The 16,612-nt window shown below is 61.1% G+C and carries 20 protein-coding genes; 9 read left to right on the top strand and 11 right to left on the bottom strand.

Going from position 1 to position 16,612, the window contains the following annotated elements; all coding sequences use genetic code 11:
- Positions 1–385: 385 nt before the first annotated feature.
- Complete coding sequence (locus EEB13_RS23830) at positions 386–577, bottom strand: hypothetical protein (protein ID WP_141486416.1); 192 nt, start codon at positions 575–577, stop codon at positions 386–388.
- Between the two features lie 564 nt (positions 578–1,141).
- On the opposite strand from EEB13_RS23830, the gene EEB13_RS23835 reads away from it, so the two are divergent.
- Positions 1,142–1,630 carry a DUF1269 domain-containing protein gene (locus EEB13_RS23835; RefSeq protein WP_141486417.1) on the top strand — a complete coding sequence of 163 codons (489 nt, stop codon included), beginning with the start codon at positions 1,142–1,144 and terminating at the stop codon, positions 1,628–1,630.
- A gap of 19 nt (positions 1,631–1,649) precedes the next feature.
- On the opposite strand, the gene EEB13_RS23840 is transcribed toward EEB13_RS23835, so the two are convergent.
- The 6 genes from EEB13_RS23840 to EEB13_RS23865 form a co-directional block, all read right to left on the bottom strand.
- Entirely contained in the window at positions 1,650–3,329 is a 1,680-nt protein-coding gene (locus EEB13_RS23840) for an FUSC family protein (protein WP_141486418.1), read from the bottom strand.
- Between the two features lie 34 nt (positions 3,330–3,363).
- Positions 3,364–4,437: a sulfate/molybdate ABC transporter ATP-binding protein gene (locus EEB13_RS23845; RefSeq protein WP_072782596.1), complete on the bottom strand. Its 1,074-nt coding sequence runs from the start codon at positions 4,435–4,437 to the stop codon at positions 3,364–3,366.
- A complete protein-coding gene (locus EEB13_RS23850; RefSeq protein WP_033234073.1) occupies positions 4,434–5,240 on the bottom strand; it encodes an ABC transporter permease in 807 nt (268 codons plus the stop codon). Before EEB13_RS23850 ends, EEB13_RS23845 begins: the two co-directional genes overlap by 4 nt.
- The gene (modA, locus tag EEB13_RS23855) at positions 5,240–6,046 is read right to left on the bottom strand and encodes a molybdate ABC transporter substrate-binding protein (protein WP_033234072.1); all 807 of its coding nucleotides are present in this window, start codon (positions 6,044–6,046) and stop codon (positions 5,240–5,242) included. Before modA ends, EEB13_RS23850 begins: the two co-directional genes overlap by 1 nt.
- Positions 6,043–6,456 carry a molybdopterin-binding protein gene (locus EEB13_RS23860; RefSeq protein ID WP_033234071.1) on the bottom strand — a complete coding sequence of 138 codons (414 nt, stop codon included), beginning with the start codon at positions 6,454–6,456 and terminating at the stop codon, positions 6,043–6,045. Before EEB13_RS23860 ends, modA begins: the two co-directional genes overlap by 4 nt.
- Positions 6,457–6,548: 92 nt before the next feature.
- The gene (locus EEB13_RS23865) at positions 6,549–7,127 is read right to left on the bottom strand and encodes a carboxymuconolactone decarboxylase family protein (RefSeq protein ID WP_033234070.1); all 579 of its coding nucleotides are present in this window, start codon (positions 7,125–7,127) and stop codon (positions 6,549–6,551) included.
- A 133-nt stretch (positions 7,128–7,260) separates the two neighbouring features.
- On the opposite strand from EEB13_RS23865, the gene EEB13_RS23870 reads away from it, so the two are divergent.
- On the top strand, positions 7,261–8,451 hold the full coding sequence (locus EEB13_RS23870; RefSeq protein ID WP_033234069.1) for a pyridoxal phosphate-dependent aminotransferase: 1,191 nt from the start codon (positions 7,261–7,263) through the stop codon (positions 8,449–8,451).
- The gene (locus tag EEB13_RS23875) at positions 8,448–9,458 is read left to right on the top strand and encodes an AraC family transcriptional regulator (RefSeq protein WP_045068965.1); all 1,011 of its coding nucleotides are present in this window, start codon (positions 8,448–8,450) and stop codon (positions 9,456–9,458) included. Before EEB13_RS23870 ends, EEB13_RS23875 begins: the two co-directional genes overlap by 4 nt.
- On the opposite strand, the gene EEB13_RS23880 is transcribed toward EEB13_RS23875, so the two are convergent.
- Entirely contained in the window at positions 9,455–9,880 is a 426-nt protein-coding gene (locus EEB13_RS23880; RefSeq protein ID WP_033234067.1) for a VOC family protein, read from the bottom strand. The genes EEB13_RS23875 and EEB13_RS23880 overlap by 4 nt on opposite strands.
- A gap of 34 nt (positions 9,881–9,914) precedes the next feature.
- On the bottom strand, positions 9,915–10,355 hold the full coding sequence (locus EEB13_RS23885; protein ID WP_033234066.1) for an Lrp/AsnC family transcriptional regulator: 441 nt from the start codon (positions 10,353–10,355) through the stop codon (positions 9,915–9,917).
- A gap of 76 nt (positions 10,356–10,431) precedes the next feature.
- On the opposite strand from EEB13_RS23885, the gene EEB13_RS23890 reads away from it, so the two are divergent.
- The 4 genes from EEB13_RS23890 to EEB13_RS23905 all read left to right on the top strand — a co-directional run bounded on the left by EEB13_RS23890 (position 10,432) and on the right by EEB13_RS23905 (position 13,596).
- Positions 10,432–11,172, top strand: a complete 741-nt coding sequence (locus tag EEB13_RS23890) for an AzlC family ABC transporter permease (protein ID WP_033234358.1) — start codon at positions 10,432–10,434, stop codon at positions 11,170–11,172.
- Positions 11,165–11,494, top strand: coding sequence for a branched-chain amino acid transporter permease (locus EEB13_RS23895; RefSeq protein ID WP_045068960.1), 330 nt, complete (start codon positions 11,165–11,167; stop codon positions 11,492–11,494). Before EEB13_RS23890 ends, EEB13_RS23895 begins: the two co-directional genes overlap by 8 nt.
- 153 nt (positions 11,495–11,647) lie before the next feature.
- Positions 11,648–12,778, top strand: a complete 1,131-nt coding sequence (locus EEB13_RS23900; RefSeq protein WP_141486419.1) for a HoxN/HupN/NixA family nickel/cobalt transporter — start codon at positions 11,648–11,650, stop codon at positions 12,776–12,778.
- Between the two features lie 185 nt (positions 12,779–12,963).
- Positions 12,964–13,596, top strand: a complete 633-nt coding sequence (locus EEB13_RS23905) for an alpha-ketoglutarate-dependent dioxygenase AlkB (RefSeq protein WP_141486420.1) — start codon at positions 12,964–12,966, stop codon at positions 13,594–13,596.
- A 4-nt stretch (positions 13,597–13,600) separates the two neighbouring features.
- Here EEB13_RS23905 and EEB13_RS23910 read toward each other — a convergent pair whose 3' ends face one another.
- Together EEB13_RS23910 and EEB13_RS23915 are read right to left on the bottom strand one after the other, a co-directional pair.
- Positions 13,601–14,263 (bottom strand): CoA transferase subunit B, encoded by a 663-nt coding sequence (locus tag EEB13_RS23910; protein WP_033234062.1) that lies wholly within the window; start codon positions 14,261–14,263, stop codon positions 13,601–13,603.
- On the bottom strand, positions 14,260–15,006 hold the full coding sequence (locus tag EEB13_RS23915; RefSeq protein WP_033234061.1) for a CoA transferase subunit A: 747 nt from the start codon (positions 15,004–15,006) through the stop codon (positions 14,260–14,262). The genes EEB13_RS23910 and EEB13_RS23915 overlap by 4 nt, the downstream gene beginning before the upstream one ends.
- Before the next feature lie 165 nt (positions 15,007–15,171).
- Here EEB13_RS23915 and pcaH point away from each other — a divergent pair, with 165 nt between their 5' ends.
- Together pcaH and pcaG are read left to right on the top strand one after the other, a co-directional pair.
- Positions 15,172–15,891: a protocatechuate 3,4-dioxygenase subunit beta gene (gene pcaH, locus EEB13_RS23920; protein ID WP_033234060.1), complete on the top strand. Its 720-nt coding sequence runs from the start codon at positions 15,172–15,174 to the stop codon at positions 15,889–15,891.
- Positions 15,884–16,609 (top strand): protocatechuate 3,4-dioxygenase subunit alpha, encoded by a 726-nt coding sequence (gene pcaG, locus EEB13_RS23925; protein WP_261984631.1) that lies wholly within the window; start codon positions 15,884–15,886, stop codon positions 16,607–16,609. The genes pcaH and pcaG overlap by 8 nt, the downstream gene beginning before the upstream one ends.
- Positions 16,610–16,612 lie beyond the last annotated feature (3 nt).

Genomic DNA, 16,612 nt, shown 5'->3' on the forward strand with positions numbered 1-16,612 from the left:
TGATTTGTGCCGTGATCGGCTACATCGGCCCTCGGCTATACCGAAACGTCATGTCCTGCAGAGAGCGCTCGACGGGTGAAGTTCACGCAGCGTCGTACGATGTGCTCTGCGGAGGCAGATGCGGGTGGTTGTCGGTTCAGCGACAACAGCGACAGGACGAGAACACGTGGGACTCCAAACGTGGAAGGCAGTACCTTGGCTGGTAATACCGTCGAAGGCAGTACCTTTGTAGGCAGTGCCGACACCATATGTCGGCGCCCCCTACGTGGGTCAACGATTTATTCACACCGGATTTTAATGTGTGAAGACCACCGAAACGGGACATGTAGTCCGCTGTTCGGTCAGCTCGATCGGCACTGCAAGTAGCTATCGGGTTGCATCATTCTCAAACACTGAATCCACCGAGCATTCCGACAGCCGCAAGTGTTGCCAGGGCGGCAACAAAGATCACCGAGTAAAACACGCGGCCGTCGAGGATAAGTGCTGGTTCGCCTAGTTCGTACCTACGTTCCGCTGAATCATCGTCAAAGTCTGAATCATCGTCAAAGTCTTCGGTGTTCGAGGATTCTTCGCTCACGGTTTCCACCCGAAAATGCCGAGATCGTTCTAGATCGCTTCGCCGATGGCCGCAACGAACAAAAGTGAAGTTGCCGCCGTAGTAACGATTGCAAAGCCTTGCCGGACAGCGTGGTTGGCTGGAGATGTCTCTGCACTTGTCATGATGTCTCCTTCTGCGCAACATCGTCGTGCGATCAGTATCGGAAGTATCCGGTCTTCTGGCATCACCCCGAAAGGATGAGCGCTCATCTATTCCGGGTGATGACAGCAAACAACCTCCGGTGCAATTCTTTTCCGGACACCATCGCGATTCGTTCGGAGGAGACCATGACGCAAGAACTCGAATCGGCCGAAGGTGCGCCAGTCCCATCACAGTGGTTGTTGCCGCGCGGCCTCATCGTGTTGCTCGGGTTGACCCGGTCCGAACCTCCCCACTAGGTCACCGGATCATCCGTGCCGGGTGATGTGTTCGGGAGAGTCGAAATCGAGGATGGATCGGTATCGAAACGCAGGACACCGCTCACCGGAACCGCATCTCTACCGTCAACTTCGGGGAAATCTCGGCAGATAAAGGAGTAAATGAATGAGTGCAACCTTGACGGTGTGGAAGTTCCCGACGCCCTCGGGCGCGGATACCGCGATCACCACACTCGAAGACCTTCAGAGACAGGAACTGATCAAGGTTCGCGACGCAGCGCTTGTGTCGTGGCCCGAAGGGGCAAATAAGCCCAAGACTCGCCAGCTCAACAACGTCACCGGTGCCGGCGCACTCGGAGGCGCATTCTGGGGACTGCTATTCGGGTTGCTCTTCTTCATCCCGCTGCTCGGAGCTGCGCTCGGAGCCGGGATCGGCGCGCTCGCGGGGTCTTTGACAGATGTGGGGATCGACGACGAATTCATAGCCGGCGTCCGCAAGAATGTCACCCCCGGAACATCGGCACTGTTCGTACTGACCTCGGACGCCATCATCGACCGAGTACATGAGGCATTCGACGGTCAGTCCGGTGAACTGGTGTCGACCAACCTCAGCCATGAGCAGGAACAGCAACTACGGAACGTGTTCGCCGAGTAGAGCTGACAGTGAAAGCCGGTCAACTCGATCGGCACGCCGCGTAGCGTCGTTCCCAGTTCTCGCGGTGCGAGCGCGACACAGTGGTGCCGAACGACAACCGGTGCAGCACATCGGATCCAAGGTGATGCAACTCGGTGTGCGCTGCCCACTTCAGTGTCGCCCAGTCCGGTTCGTTGTGCGCTGCATCGATTCCTGCCATGGCGGCGCCGCGAAGTTCGAACTCCAGATCGCGACACAATTCTGCACTCGGCGCACGCTGTGCCACCCGAATGTCGGTGAGCAGCACGCCGAGCAGTCGCGCCACGCGCCCGTCGACCCACTCCAAAGTTCGGCGATGAGCACGGCGGCCCACAGTCCACAGCACGATCAGTGCGACCACAACGCCGACTGCTGTTTCGATCATTCGACTCAGGACCAGATGCTGCACGGTGCCGTGTGCGCCACCGGCGGCACCCAGAAGGATCGCCATCGGCGTGATGAAGATGACGGCGACTCCGTAATTGCGCACCAGGAACAGCTCGATTCCCAACTGCAGCACAGCAAGTACCGCCACCATGGCAAGGCCGGTCGGGCTCCACAGATACACCCCGCCGAGCACCAGTAACCCGAGAACGGTCCCGCCGATCCGGTGAATCCCCCGATAGGTTCCCAGAATTCGATCCGGCCCCTGGTGGAGAACCATCGCGGCTGCGATCACTGCCCAATCCGGTCGGTCGATTCCGAGAAGAACCGTCAGGCTTCCCGCTGCGATGCAGGCCAGAAGTAGCCGGATCGCAGTGATCGTCGCTCGACTGGACGGATTGCAGGCACGCAGAAATCTGTACCGGATCGTCGGGTCGGGCAAAGGCGGATACACACCTACCTCGTCGATGTCGAAAGCTGCGTCCGCCATCAACTCCGGGTCGTGATCGTCGGCCAGTGCTCGCGCCATCCGCATCTGTGCGCGCTCCAGCTCACGAGTGAGCGGATGATCGGTACCGACAATCTTTCCGCGGTACAGGCATTGCCATGCATCTTGAAGTCGCAGCGCGGCAGCGTGACGGTTCGCTTGATCTGTCGCCGCCACGTATTCGTCGACGGCCGACACGGCCGCGTCGACGGCAGCGTGTTCCACCGCTCTCGGCGCCCACAGGATCCCCGTCATGGATACGAGTAGTGCGCTCGCTCCGCCTACGGCCGTCCACAGAGCAACCTCTGTCGGCGGTTGTCCCGGAGTGGCGATCACCGAACTGATCTCTGTCGTCAACAAGAGGAAGAACGCTCCTGGTGGCCCCAATCGCAACGCGTCAACCGTGAACGCACAGGTCGACACCACGACTGCCATGACCAGAATGACGAGTATCAGGAGAGCCTCGGGGGCGCCTTCGGCGATAGCCCGGTGGATCGGTTCGCCCACCGATGCGCCGATGAAGGAGAGAACCGTCAAGGCCAACGCGGCAATGCCGACGGCTTTCCACCGGCTCCGGTATGGCCGGCCTTCACCGTAAATCGAGGCGAAGGCTCCCAGCCCGACGAGAAGTGACGCAGAGCCGTATCCGAGAAGCGTCGCGATTGTCGCCGGAATCGCGAGGGCGAGCGCCACCCGAACGGCTCCTGGAAATCGGTTTCCCACCGGCGGCAATCCGAACAACACACTCCGCGCAGGCCGTGGTGCGGGAACAACGGCAGGCTCCCCTGGTGGTGCGTCTTCGGGGTTCACTACCCATCCTTCGAGCCGAATAACGTGTGAGACGTTACTGAGCGTAGATCAGCGTCTCTGTCGCTTTGACAACGAAGGTCACCGTCGCGCCCGGTACGAGATCGAGCTCGGCCGCCGCTGCTGTCGTGATGTCGGCCGAAAGTCCCGGCTGTCCCTCGTCGTCCTCGGCGCGTACCCGAACCGTCGAGCCTCGATTCTCGATCTCGGCAACAGTGACGTCGAACGCGTTGCGAGGGCTTCCGTGCGGCGGATGGAGATACACCGACACAGCACTGGGTTCGAACATCGAAACTGCTGGGCTACCCACTGGCACAGCCACTTCGGCAAGGCCGGCGATGGCGGTACCACCAGGAGTTCGGATCGCGCAGTCCTCGATCATGACGCCACTACGCAGATTGATTCCGGCAATCCTGGCGGCAAACGTACTACGAGGACGCGTCAGCACCGTCCGCACATCTCCACGTTCGACGACGCGTCCACCATCCATAACCACGACGCTATCCGCGAGCGCCAAGGCATCAAGCGCGTCGTGAGTCACCAGAACGGCTGTGCGGTTACCGGTTCGCAGCACTCGTCGCAGCAAGGAACGCAGCGCCGGGGCCGACGATACGTCGAGTGCTGACATCGGTTCGTCGAGGAGCAGTAGTTCAGGCTCAGCCGCCAGTGCCCGCGCCACTGCAACACGTTGTGCCTGGCCCCCGGACAGCTGCGACGGTTTCCGATCCGCCAACTCGCCGGCGTCGACGGCGCCGAGCCAGTGGCGGGCCGCCTGCGCGGATTCACGACGAGACCGCCCGGCACTGCGCGGTGCAAACGCGACGTTGTCCACGGCACTGAGATGAGGAAAGAGCAGTGCGTCCTGAGCGAGCAGGACAGTCCCACGTTTGTGCGGAGACACGCAGACTCCGGCAGCGGTATCGGTCAGCACCCGTCCATTGAGTTCGATTCGCCCACGATTCGGATGATGCAGTCCCGCAACAGCAGCCAGCACCGTCGATTTTCCGGCGCCGTTCGGGCCGAGTATCGCTGTCACCTCACCGGCGGCAACGTCGAACGAGGCGATCACGTCGCGTTCGGGGATTTCGACATCCACGTGCAAGCCGCTCACAGTGATCCTGCCGATCCGCGGCCACGGACGGCGACGACGATGACCACGGCAACAACGACCAGAACCAGCGAAAGTGCCACGGCAGCATCGGGATCACTCTCACGTTGCAGGTAGATCTCCAGCGGCAAGGTGCGTGTGACTCCTTGCAGGCTCCCGGCAAAGGTCAGCGTCGCACCGAACTCCCCCAACGCTCGCGCAAAGGCGAGTACGGCTCCCGAGATCAGACCGGGAATCACCAGCGGCAGGGTGACGCGTCGTAGCACCGTGGTCGGCCTGGCTCCGAGCGTTGATGCCACGGCCTCGTAACGAGTGCCTGCCGTCCGCAGTGCCCCTTCGAGACTGACCACCAGAAACGGCAGCGCGACAAACGTTTGTGCCAGAACAACGGCGGTCGTGGAGAATGCGATCTGAATTCCGAGCACCTCCAACTGCTCCCCGATCAGCCCTTTACGGCCGAACGTGTAGAGCAGCGCGATTCCGCCCACTACCGGAGGCAGGACGAGCGGCAGCAAGATCAGTGACCGCAGTACCGACAGTCCACGGAAACTGCTGCGCGCCAGCACCACAGCCATCGGTACCCCGAAGAGAATGCAGAGCACTGTGCTCATCGCCGCGGTCTTCAGGCTCAGCTTCAGAGCCGCTATCGACGACTCCGAGGTCACGAGTTGCCAGAACTGCGACCATTGCACCGTCTGCAGCATCGCGAGCAACGGAACTATCACGAAGGCCCCGCCGATCACGGCAGGGAGATAAATCCATACCGGCAGCCCGAGCGGAGCACGGACTGCCGGTCTGATTCGCATCACGGAGCGGCAAATCCTGCATTCGTCAGCACAACCAGACCCTTCGGGCCACTCACGAGATCAACGAACTTGGTCGCGGTGGTGAGGTTCTTCGAATCCTTCAGTGCTGCAACCTGGTACAGGTTGACAACGGAAGCGGCCTCGGGGAAGGCGATGGTCTCGACCTTCTCGCCCGCCGACTTCGCGTCTGTTACGTACACGATGCCGGCATCTGCCTGACCTGAGGTGACTTTGTTCAGCACGTCGGTTACCGAGGACTCCTCACTGACCGGCTTCAGGCTTTCACCGCTCGCTTCTTCGACCTTCTTTGTGGCAGCCCCGCAGGGAACCTGGGGAGCACAGATCACCAATTGTGTTCCCTCCTTGGCCAAATCGGCGAACGAGGTGATTCCCTTCGGGTTACCAGGCGGCACCACGATCGTGAGAGTATTGCTCGCAAAGTCGGAGGGCGTACCTGCAACAACTCCAGCGTCGGTGGCCTTCTTCATGTTTGCCGCATCAGCCGACGCAAACACATCCGCGGGAGCGCCCTGGATGATCTGCGCAACCAGATCCGACGAACCAGCGAAACTGAAAGTAACTGTAGTTCCGGGGTTTTCGGCCTCGAATTCCTTGCCGAGTTCGGTAAATGTGTTCTTTAGCGATGCCGCCGCAAAAACGGTGATGTCGCCGGTCACTGTTGCCGAAGTACTGGCAGCCGACGTCGAAGGTGACGAGCTGTCCGAGCTACTGCAACCGCTCACCAGAGCAAGCGAGAGAACACCTGAGGCAACTATTCCGAGCCCTTTTTTCACTGATTTCCTCACTGCGTTTTCAACGTTGACGGGGTTTCCACGATCACGGTTGTGGCTTTGACTACGGCAACCGCGATGCTGCCGACTTCCAATCCCAATTCACGAACGGCGTCGGTGCTCATCAGCGAGACCACGGTGAACGGACCGCACTGCATTTCGACCTGCGCCATCACCGTGTCGGTGACAACCTTGGTCACGAGGCCGGCAAACCGGTTGCGGGCCGACGTCCCGGTACTCAGCGGATCCACGGGAGCGGGAGCCGCGTTGGATCGCGCAAACGCAGCCAGTTCGGCGCCGTCGATCACCTTGCGACCCGAATCGTCGGTTGCCGCGCTCAGCTGCCCGCTGTCGATCCACCGACGCACGGTGTCGTCACTGACACCCAGTAGCCCGGCCGCTTCGCGTATTCGTATGTTGGGCACCTCATGATCGTAGGGCTCGCAGCAGCCCCGAACAAGCCAAAATGTCCGCAAGTGCGTTAAAAATAGATCAATTCATCCGCTCTTGCGGAGTTCTACTCTTGAGACCACGGAACTCGGCAGGAGTCGGTACCGAATCCCTGTTCCGTGATTCCCAACGCGGAATACATTCGCGAGCGCATGTTCTCCAGCCCGATCTGATAGGTCAGCTCCACCACGCCTGCCCTACCGAACCGACTCTCGAGGTCCGCAACCTGCTCGTCGGTAACTCCGTGCTCACCGTGTGGGTCGCCTGTCATCGCGTCCGCGTACGCGATGGCTGCTCGCTCGTCCTCGCTGTAGAGCGGCGAGTCTCGATAATGCTCAATCGCTTTCAAACGCTCGACGTCAAGGCCGTCCAGACGCGCGAGCATCGTGCCGAAGTCGACGCACCACGAACAACCCACGGTAGAGGCGACTCGGTAGACCGCCAACTCCCGGACACTCACCGGCAGAACTTTGGACGCTTTCTGCACTGCCATTTCATGCCCGGCGGCCGCCAGAAACAGCTTCTTGTGGTTCGCGAGCACGGCAAACGGTTCAGGGACCTCGTCGAACTGCCGGGCGGCGAACTTGTACGCCACTTTGATCAGTGGTCCGCCGTCACCGGGCGCCACTGCGGGTATGCGGGGCATGACAACCTCCGTAAGTCTGCGGCACCACAATCGGTGCCACTTACAGAGTGGAACGAACGCGGGGTTCTAAACGTGCTGAACCGAGCCTTGACAGCAATGTGAAGATGCATCTGCCGCCGACTAAGCTGCAAAGATGCCTTCGACGCCCCGCAATCGCACCGTTTCGCGCCTGCAGCCTTTTGCGTCCACGATCTTCGCGGAGATGACGGCACTGGCAACTCTTCACAACGCCGTCAATCTCGGCCAAGGATTTCCCGACACCGACGGACCCGCCGCGATGCTCGACGTCGCGCGCCAAGCCATCGCCGACGGAGTCAACCAGTATCCGCCGGGCCCGGGTATGCCAGTTCTACGCCAGGCCGTTGCCGCCGACCGGATAGTACGGTACGGCTTGGAATTCGATCCTGATTCCGAAGTACTGGTGACCGTCGGAGCCACAGAAGCGATCAGCGCTGCAATTCTGGGTTTGGTCGAACCCGGTGAGGAAGTAGTACTTATCGAGCCGTACTACGACTCGTACGCGGCTTCCGTCGCTCTGGCCGGCGCGATCCGTCGTACCGTTCCGTTGGTCGCGTCGGGTGACAAATTTGTTGTCGACATCGATGCAGTCAAGGCAGCGATTACCCCCAAGACAAAGATGCTGGTGGTCAACAGTCCACACAACCCCACCGGGACGGTGTTCACCGATGACGAATTGCGCGCACTTGCAGAAATTGCGTGCGAACGCGACCTGATCGTGCTGAGCGACGAAGTCTACGAGCACTTGGTGTTCGACGGCCTCACGCATACACCGATGGCGTCGCTGCCCGGAATGCGTGAACGCACCGTCACAGTGTCCAGCGCCGCAAAAACTTTCAATGTCACCGGCTGGAAGACCGGCTGGGCGATCGGCCCGCGCGAGCTCATCGACGGCGTGCGCGCGGCCAAACAGTTCATGTCCTTTGTTGCCGGCGCGCCGTTCCAGCCGGCTGTCGCCTATGCATTGACCAACGAGCAAGCGTGGGTCGCGGATCTGCGATCGAGTCTGCAGTCCAAGCGAGATGTGCTTGCCGACGCGTTGACCGACGCGGGACTCCACGTGCATTCGGGAGGTGGCACCTACTTTCTGCTCGCGGACATCCGGCCACTGGGCGAATCCGACGCGGGAGATTTCTGCCGCGCGTTACCGGAACGCATCGGAGTCGCAGCCGTCCCCGTCGACGTATTCGCCGACAACCGTGACAGCTGGAAGCACTTGGTGCGGTTTGCATTCTGCAAACAGGACCACGTACTTGCCGAAGCAGCGAGACGCCTCCATCTGCTCCGGGGAGCCGCTCACCCATGAATGCTCGCACCATCCCCACTGCATTTATTCAGCGTTATCTCATGTTCTCGCCGGACAACAATGTGGACTTGTCGGGCGCCTTGCGGGCAGCGGGAATCGATCTCACCACGCTCGCGGACCCACGTGCCCGGCTCACCCCCACTCAAGTAACTACGTTCATCCAAACCACCTGGCAGATCACGAACGACGAATTGTTCGGTCTCGGGCGCGCCCCTGTCCCCCGCGGCACCTTTCGGCTGATCTGCCTGACATTGATTCACTGCCCCGACCTCGGTAGCGCTTTCGCTCGGATGGCAGATGTGATCCGAGCACTGCCGAGTTTGGCCCCATTGACGATAGAAGCGGGTGAGGAGAGCACACGCATCAGTTTCTCCGGTCACCCGCGGGAAGGAATCTCCGAACCCGATATCGCGGCACGCGTGACAACGGACTTCATGCTGATCCTCCTACACCGATTTGCCGCGTGGTTGATCGGCAAGCGGGTCAGGCTTCGGGCCGTCGAGTTCCCGTACTCGGCGCCGGATGCGCGGTTGGCCCAAGACTACGACTACATCTTCGGCGTCCCGGTTACGTTCGATGCGCCCTGCGCCGCTTTGGATTTCGACAATTCTGCGATGCGAGCGCCGATCATCCAGACCGAGGAATCCCTCGAGGAGTACTTGCGCGCGTCGCCTATCCAGCTGATGTCCGAGCGCGATTACGACAGCACCGCGTCAGCCCAGGTACGCCGAGTTGTGGAGTTAGGCGTGAAGGGGCGCACCTCGACAGCGGAAGAGATTGCCGAAATGCTCTCGATCAGCGTGCCGCACTTGCGACGGTTGCTTCGCCGCGAGGGCACGTCACTGAATCAGCTACGCGAAGAGGTGCTCCGCGACGTCGCGATCGCCGGCCTTGGCCGGGGCGAGTCGGTAGACGTCCTGTCGGCTCGCCTCGGGTTCTCCGAGCCCAGCGCGTTCCGCCGCGCGTTCAAACGCTGGACCGGAGATACTCCCAGCTCGTACCGCTAACTGACACAGAATTCGTTGCCCTCCGGGTCGGACATCGTGATCCACACGCTCGGGCCTTGCTGACCTCGGTGAAGTATCGTCGCGCCGACCGCCTCGAGATGAGCGGCTACGTCCTCACGGTTGTCTCCCACTCTGATATCCAGGTGAAGTCGGTTTTTCACCGTTTTCTTCTCGGGCACCAGCTGAAACAGAACTCGCGGACGCTCCGGATGTTCCGGGTCGCTGATGGCTGCACCTTCCCTCCAGACGAGCACGCCTTCGAAAGTGGTTGTATCGGATTCTTGCGCGTGCCCAGCTGCGACGAGACCTCTGATGAAATCCTCATCGCTCGGCTCGACAGCCCAGCCGAGTGCGGCCGCCCACCATTTTGCCTGTTCATGTGGTTGCGCGGAATCCACTGTGACTTGAAATTCGTATCCCATGTTCCGACGTTAACGCCACCTACCGACAAAAATCTCAGTCCACACTCTTGATGGTTTTCATCGTGATGAGCGAGGTCACCCGTGACACAGCGGGGAGGCCACTGAGTTTGGTGGCCATGAATTGTTCGTATGTCGCGAGATCCTTCACCGCGACGCGAATGAAGTAATCGGGGATCCCGAAGAGCCGTCGACATTCGATCACTTCGTCGAAAGCCGCGACGCGCGATTCGAAGTCCTCGATGGTCGCCTGGTCGTTGACGCCGATCTCGGCGGTCACGATCACCTGAAATCCGCGGTCGAGCGCCTCGGGGCTGACGATTGCCCGGTAACCGGTGATGACTCCGTCGGCCTCGAGTTTCTTGACCCGGCGCAGGCACGGCGACGGCGTCAGCCCCACCAGATCCGCCAATTCGGTGTTGGTCAGACTGGAGTCCTGACGGAGGTGGAATAAAATTGCGTCATCCATGGCATCCATGCGGATATTATTGCGCAAAGTCTGAATTCCGCGCATTCTGGGCAATCGTCAACCGCGGACTTTGTACTACATTTCTGTGGTGATCGAATCTTCAACATCAGCGGATGCAACTGCCGTCGATGCCGCGCGCCAGAACCCGGCGTGGCGACGCGCCTTTGCATTGTCATTGCCGGTCGGCATCGGACTCCTGCCACTCGGCATCGCCCTCGGGGTGCTTGTTGTGCAGCAAGGCCTGAACCCTTGGTGGGCACTGGTTTTCACTTCGTTGATCTATGCCGGATCGCTCGAGTTCATTGCCGTCGGCATGGTCGCCGCGATGACTCCCCTGCCTTACGTCGCACTCACCGCGTTGCTGGTCAACTTTCGGCACGTCTTTTATGCGCTGAGCTTCCCACTGAACAAGGTGCAGAATCCGTTTGCACGCTTCTACAGCATGTTCGCTCTCACCGACGAGGCGTATGCCATGTCGGTGACAACCGATCCCAAAGCCCTCTCCGGCCGGGTCATCGTCTTCTCGCAACTGTTCCTGCACGGCTACTGGGTTGGCGGAGCAATTCTCGGAGCTACTGCGGGACAATGGATTCCCGATTCGATCGTCGGAATGGACTTTGCGCTCACAGCCCTGTTCGTCGTCCTGTCGATCGAAGCGATGCGAGCTCAAAGCGGCTACACCGTCCCAGCGGCAGCGGTCACCTGCGCACTGGTGGCCCGCCTCATCGCACCCGAACATGTCTTACCGATCGCCATGGGCGGGTTTGTCACCTTCCTGATCATCCGATACTTCGCCACCTCCCGAAAAGCAGCAGTAGATGCCTGACACCACGTACATCTTCAGCGCCGTTGCCATCATGGCCGTCGTCACTTTTGCGTTGCGCGCCATACCCTTTGCCGTCCTGAAACCACTGCGCTCGTCGGCCCTCGTCGCGTACCTCGGCATCTACATGCCGGCGGGAGTGATGCTGATCCTGGTGATGTACTCACTGAAGAACGTCTCCGTCACCGGGCCCTCACACGGATTACCCGAACTGATCGCCGTCTCGGCCACCGCCGCAATCCATCTGTGGCGAAAGAACGCAGTGCTGAGCATCGTCGTCGGGACCGCGATGTACGTCGCGTTGATGAACACGATCTTCGCCTGACTTTCCCATCAGGCAGCAAAGCACCTTTACTCCCTGATGGGCAATCTGTAACAATAACGCCCTTATCTGAACAGTTGAACACTTATACGATTTATCTATGACATTTTTCCGTGTCAGGCCCGCCGACCCTCCACACGAAATCGGTGACGTTCGATGACGACGGATACACACTCGACCGGAAACAAACTCGTCGCAGCGTGGACGAGCCTGGACCGCTCCCAGCGACGCAGCATCATCGGAATGACGGCCACGGTCGTCACGCTCAACGTCGTCGGCTGGGCAGTGCTGCTCGGCCTGGTCGTTCCCGGGCACTACACCGTCGAGGGCAGCGCGTTCGGCGTCGGACTGGGCGTCACCGCCTACACGCTCGGAATGCGACATGCCTTCGACGCCGACCACATCGCCGCCATCGACAACACAACACGCAAGCTTGTTGCCGATGGCAAAAAGCCCATGTCCGTGGGGTTTTGGTTCTCACTCGGCCATTCGACCATCGTATTTGTCATGGTTGCACTGCTCGCGCTGGGCGTACGACGGCTGGCGTCCACCCTCTCTGACGAGAATTCCGACCTGGGGAAATGGGCCGGATTGTTCGGAACCACTGTCTCGGGCACATTCCTGATCCTGATCGGCCTCCTGAACCTTGTGTCCCTCATCGGAATTCACCGGGTCTATACAAAATACAAGGCCGGAACGTTCGACGAAGAACAACTCGAGAAGGAACTCGACAGCCGCGGCGCGTTGAACAAGATTCTGGGGCCGGTCATGAAAACGGTCCGCAAGCCATGGCACATGTATCCAGTCGGATTACTGTTCGGCCTGGGGTTCGACACCGTAACCGAGGTCGGCTTGCTCGTCATCGCCGGCGGCGCAGCTGTGACGGGATTACCGTGGTATTCGATTCTCGTTCTGCCGATTCTGTTCTGCGCCGGGATGTGCCTCTTCGACTCCATCGACGGTTCGTTCATGAATTTTGCCTACGGTTGGGCGTTTGCGCAGCCGGTCCGAAAGATCTACTACAACATGGTGATTACCGGCTTGTCTGTTGCCGTCGCCCTCATCATCGGAGTGCAGGAGATCATGTCGATCTTCACCGAGAAGCTCGAGATTCACACCGGAATCCTGGGCACGATCGGCAGCCTGGACTGGGGCGCGATGGGCTTCATCATCGTGGGGCTGTTTGCGATCACCTGGCTTGTTGCGATTGCCGTATGGAAGCTGGGACGCGTCGAAGAGCGGTGGCAGGCGCAATCTGCCGCGGCGGCGGGGCAAGAAGCGACGTAGGCGTGTTTCGCGAGCAGCCTTCCGGGGTATTGACCGATTGCGGCGGAGATTTCGGAGCGAGGGGTCAGCCGCAACAGGCCTGCCGCCCGGCTGTCACTCGCCGGGAGGTGGGCCGCCTAATTTGATGGCCACACGTCATTCGAGAATTCGAACATATGTTCTACCTTGGGTGTACTCTGGTTTCCATGACCAGCGCCATGCAACCGTCACTGTTCGACAATGTCGACCTGGGTGTTTCCTTGGCTGACCTCGACAACACCCTGCAACGACGGACACTCACCGCGGGCGCGTGGGTCGATCACAGGCCGGCCTGGCTCACTGGATCCGAGGCCGTGTTCGACACCCTCGAACGATCGGTGCCCTGGCGTGCCGAACGGCGGCAGATGTACGACCGCGTGGTCGACGTTCCGCGACTGGTGTGTTTCTACAACGAGAACGAGCCACTACCGGATCCCCTGCTCACCGAGGCGAGGGACGCTCTGAGCAGCCACTATCGCAGCGAACTGGGCGAATCGTTCACCACGTCCGGCCTGTGCTTCTACCGCGACGGCAGCGACAGCGTCGCGTGGCACGGCGACGACACCGGGCGAAGCCGCACCGAGGACACGATGGTAGCCATCCTGTCGCTCGGTGCTGCCCGCCCGCTACTTCTTCGTCCCCGCGGCGGCGGTGAGTCCATCCGCTTCAACCTCGGGCACGGCGACCTGCTGGTCATGGGAGGTTCGTGCCAACGGACGTGGGAGCACGCTGTACCCAAGAGCGCTCGCGCCCTCGGCCCGCGGATCAGCGTGCAGTTCCGCACTCGTGGAGTCCGCTGAACCGTCAGACGAGCAGTTTTGCTCCGGTGGCGGCAACAACGTCGTCGACGCTCACTCCCGGCGCCGTTTCGACCAGGCGAAGACCGTCGGCGGTCACGTCGATGACCGCCATGTCGGTGATGATCCGCTGCACACAACCCTTGCCGGTGAGCGGAAGGGAGCATTCTTCGACAATCTTGTGCTCACCCTTCTTCGACACGTGCTCCATCATCACGATGACGCGCTTGGCGCCGTGGACCAGGTCCATCGCGCCGCCCATTCCCTTGACCATGTGACCGGGAATCATCCAGTTCGCGAGATCACCGGTGGCGCTGACCTGCATGGCCCCGAGGACAGCAACGTCCACCTGGCCACCGCGAATCATGCCGAACGACGCGGACGAGTCGAAGAACGACGCGCCTGGCAGCACCGTGATGGTTTCCTTACCGGCATTGATCAGTTCGGGATCGAGTTCATCCTCGGTCGGATACGGCCCGACACCCAAAACGCCGTTCTCCGAATGCAATACGACGGTGATGTCGGTGGGCAGATAGTTCGGAACCAGCGTCGGCATGCCGATGCCGAGGTTCACGTACTGGCCGTCTTCGAGTTCGCGAGCGACCCGCGCAGCCATCTCTTCACGGGTGAGTTTGGTGGGAGCTTGGCCCGCCTCGTTTGTCAGTGTCATGCTCGTACCGTCCGATTCTCGATGCCGACCGTCACGGGGCCGACGTGGACAACTCGCTGGACATGGATGCCTGGTGTGTGGATCTCGGCAGGGTCGAGTTCGCCGGGTTCCACGAGGTGTTCCACCTGAGCGATGGTGATCCGACCGGATGTTGCCGCGGCCGGGTTGAAGTTCTGAGTGCTTGCTCGGTAGACGAGGTTGCCGTGCCGGTCGCCTTTCCAGGCGTGGACCAGGGCGTAGTCGGCGACGATGCCTCGTTCCATCACGTAGGTGACGCCGTCGAAGTCACGAGTTTCCTTGGGCGGGCTGGCAACTGCGATGCCACCGCTTCCGTCGTAGCGGAGCGGCAAGCCGCCGTCGGCGACCTGGGTGCCGACACCAGCGGGCGTGAAGAACGCGGGGATACCTGCGCCACCGGCGCGCATGCGCTCAGCGAGGGTGCCCTGCGGAGTGAGCTCCACTTCCAGTTCACCGGCGAGATACTGGCGAGCGAACTCCTTGTTGGAGCCCACGTACGAGCTGACGGTCCGGCGAATCCGCCCCTTCTCGAGGAGCACCCCGAGGCCGAATCCATCAGTGCCGCAGTTGTTACTCACGGTCTCGAGTGACGTTGCGCCTTGCTCGAGCAGAGCGTTGATGAGGATCTCGGGCACTCCGACGAGCCCGAATCCTCCGACAGCGATCGTGACGCCGTCCGGCACGTCCGCGACGGCCTCGGCTGCAGTGGGAATGACTTTGTCCATCATGTCGATCACAGTAGCGTGCGCCGTACGTATTGTGAACCCCTGTGCGGATCACGAACATTTCTCGCCCCCGGCATTGCCTGGGTCACAACAACGAACTAGTCTGTTCGCAGAGCGCATCACCTGTACACATTGCGAACACGTAATCGAACGACGAGGTTCCCTATGCTGCATTTACCGCCGAGGTACCAGCGGCCGACCGGCGTCAACGCCCCGGCTGATTTCGCGGACTACAAGACCACCTCCCTCCGCCACCCCAAGCAACCGCTGAAGCTGCTCCCGCAGCGCCTCACGGAATTGACCGGGCCGGTTTTCGGTGAGGACCGCGTCGGCGCTGGTGAAAACGATCTGACCATCGCCAACGGAGGCGAAGCACAAGGACAGCGCATCGTGGTTCACGGCCGTGTCCTCGACGGTGACGGCAAGCCAGTCCCCCACACCCTTCTGGAGGTGTGGCAGGCCAACGCCGGCGGACGCTACCGCCACACGGGTGACAACTGGCCGGCTCCACTCGATCCGTTCTTCAACGGTCTCGGCCGTTGTGTGACGGACGCCGACGGCCACTATTCGTTCACCACCATCAAGCCAGGCGCCTACCCGTGGATGAACCACGACAACGCGTGGCGCCCGGCCCACATTCACTTCTCGCTCTTCGGTACGGCATTCACGCAGCGCCTGGTGACGCAGATGTACTTCCCCGACGACCCGATGTTCTTCCAGGACCCGATCTACAACGCCGTACCTGAAGAAGCGCGTCATCGCATGGTCAGCGTCTTCGACTACACCGCCACAGCACCCAACTGGGCTCTCGGGTTCCGCTTCGACATCGTCCTGCGCGGGCGCAACGCATCCGTATTCGAGAACGAGGAAGACCACGATGACTGACAAAACTGCGAAGCCTGCACCAGCCACATCCCCCGTCGCTTCGCTCGCCCCGACATCCCCCGTCGCTTCGCTCGCCCCGACATCCCCCGTCGCTTCGCTCGCCCCGACATACCCCGTCGTCCCCGGCGATTTCACCACGGCACCTTTCGGAGTCACGCCGTCACAGACCGTCGGCCCGTACTGGCATATCGGCCTCCCCTGGGCTGACGGACCCGACGCGGCCCCTTCCGACGCTCCTGACCGAATCACACTCGCCATCACGGTGATCGACGGCAACCGCACACCGGTGGCCGACGCGATGATCGAGACGTGGCAGGCAGATACGCTCGGGCGCTTCAACCATCCCGACGATCCCCGCGGCGCAGTCGAGCTCACCCCGGCAGGCTTCCGTGGGTTCGCCCGCAGCGCAGCAGATCCCACCGGAACTGCCCTGGTCCACACCGTCAAGCCCGGCGCACTGCCCACCGAAACCGAGGTTGACGAAGCTCCCCACGTCAACGTCTCGATTTTTGCCCGCGGCATGCTCGATCGCCTGGTCACTCGGTTGTACTTCCCGGAAGACGCAGACGCGCACGCGACCGATCCGGTGCTGAGTTCGCTGACCGAAACCGAACGCGCCAAGTTGGTTGCAACAAAGGTCGACGGTGGGTACTCCTGGACGGTCTATGTTCAGGACGACAACGCCGACGGCGTCGAGACGCCCTTCTTCGAGCTGTAAAGA

This window comes from Rhodococcus sp. WS3 (assembly GCF_003797085.1).
GTDB classification, from domain to species: domain Bacteria; phylum Actinomycetota; class Actinomycetes; order Mycobacteriales; family Mycobacteriaceae; genus Rhodococcus_F; species Rhodococcus_F globerula.

What these genes read in the sequence shown, in the direction of transcription:
- EEB13_RS23835 (WP_141486417.1), top strand. Translation starts at nt 1,142, where the DNA reads ATGAGTGCAACCTTGACGGTGTGGAAGTTCCCGACGCCCTCGGGCGCG.
- EEB13_RS23850 (WP_033234073.1), bottom strand. Translation starts at nt 5,240, where the DNA reads ATGCGAATCAGACCGGCAGTCCGTGCTCCGCTCGGGCTGCCGGTATGG.
- EEB13_RS23865 (WP_033234070.1), bottom strand. Translation starts at nt 7,127, where the DNA reads ATGCCCCGCATACCCGCAGTGGCGCCCGGTGACGGCGGACCACTGATC.
- EEB13_RS23870 (WP_033234069.1), top strand. Translation starts at nt 7,261, where the DNA reads ATGCCTTCGACGCCCCGCAATCGCACCGTTTCGCGCCTGCAGCCTTTT.
- EEB13_RS23875 (WP_045068965.1), top strand. Translation starts at nt 8,448, where the DNA reads ATGAATGCTCGCACCATCCCCACTGCATTTATTCAGCGTTATCTCATG.
- EEB13_RS23880 (WP_033234067.1), bottom strand. Translation starts at nt 9,880, where the DNA reads ATGGGATACGAATTTCAAGTCACAGTGGATTCCGCGCAACCACATGAA.
- EEB13_RS23885 (WP_033234066.1), bottom strand. Translation starts at nt 10,355, where the DNA reads ATGGATGCCATGGATGACGCAATTTTATTCCACCTCCGTCAGGACTCC.
- EEB13_RS23895 (WP_045068960.1), top strand. Translation starts at nt 11,165, where the DNA reads ATGCCTGACACCACGTACATCTTCAGCGCCGTTGCCATCATGGCCGTC.
- EEB13_RS23900 (WP_141486419.1), top strand. Translation starts at nt 11,648, where the DNA reads ATGACGACGGATACACACTCGACCGGAAACAAACTCGTCGCAGCGTGG.
- EEB13_RS23905 (WP_141486420.1), top strand. Translation starts at nt 12,964, where the DNA reads ATGACCAGCGCCATGCAACCGTCACTGTTCGACAATGTCGACCTGGGT.
- EEB13_RS23910 (WP_033234062.1), bottom strand. Translation starts at nt 14,263, where the DNA reads ATGACACTGACAAACGAGGCGGGCCAAGCTCCCACCAAACTCACCCGT.
- EEB13_RS23915 (WP_033234061.1), bottom strand. Translation starts at nt 15,006, where the DNA reads ATGGACAAAGTCATTCCCACTGCAGCCGAGGCCGTCGCGGACGTGCCG.
- pcaH (WP_033234060.1), top strand. Translation starts at nt 15,172, where the DNA reads ATGCTGCATTTACCGCCGAGGTACCAGCGGCCGACCGGCGTCAACGCC.
- pcaG (WP_261984631.1), top strand. Translation starts at nt 15,884, where the DNA reads ATGACTGACAAAACTGCGAAGCCTGCACCAGCCACATCCCCCGTCGCT.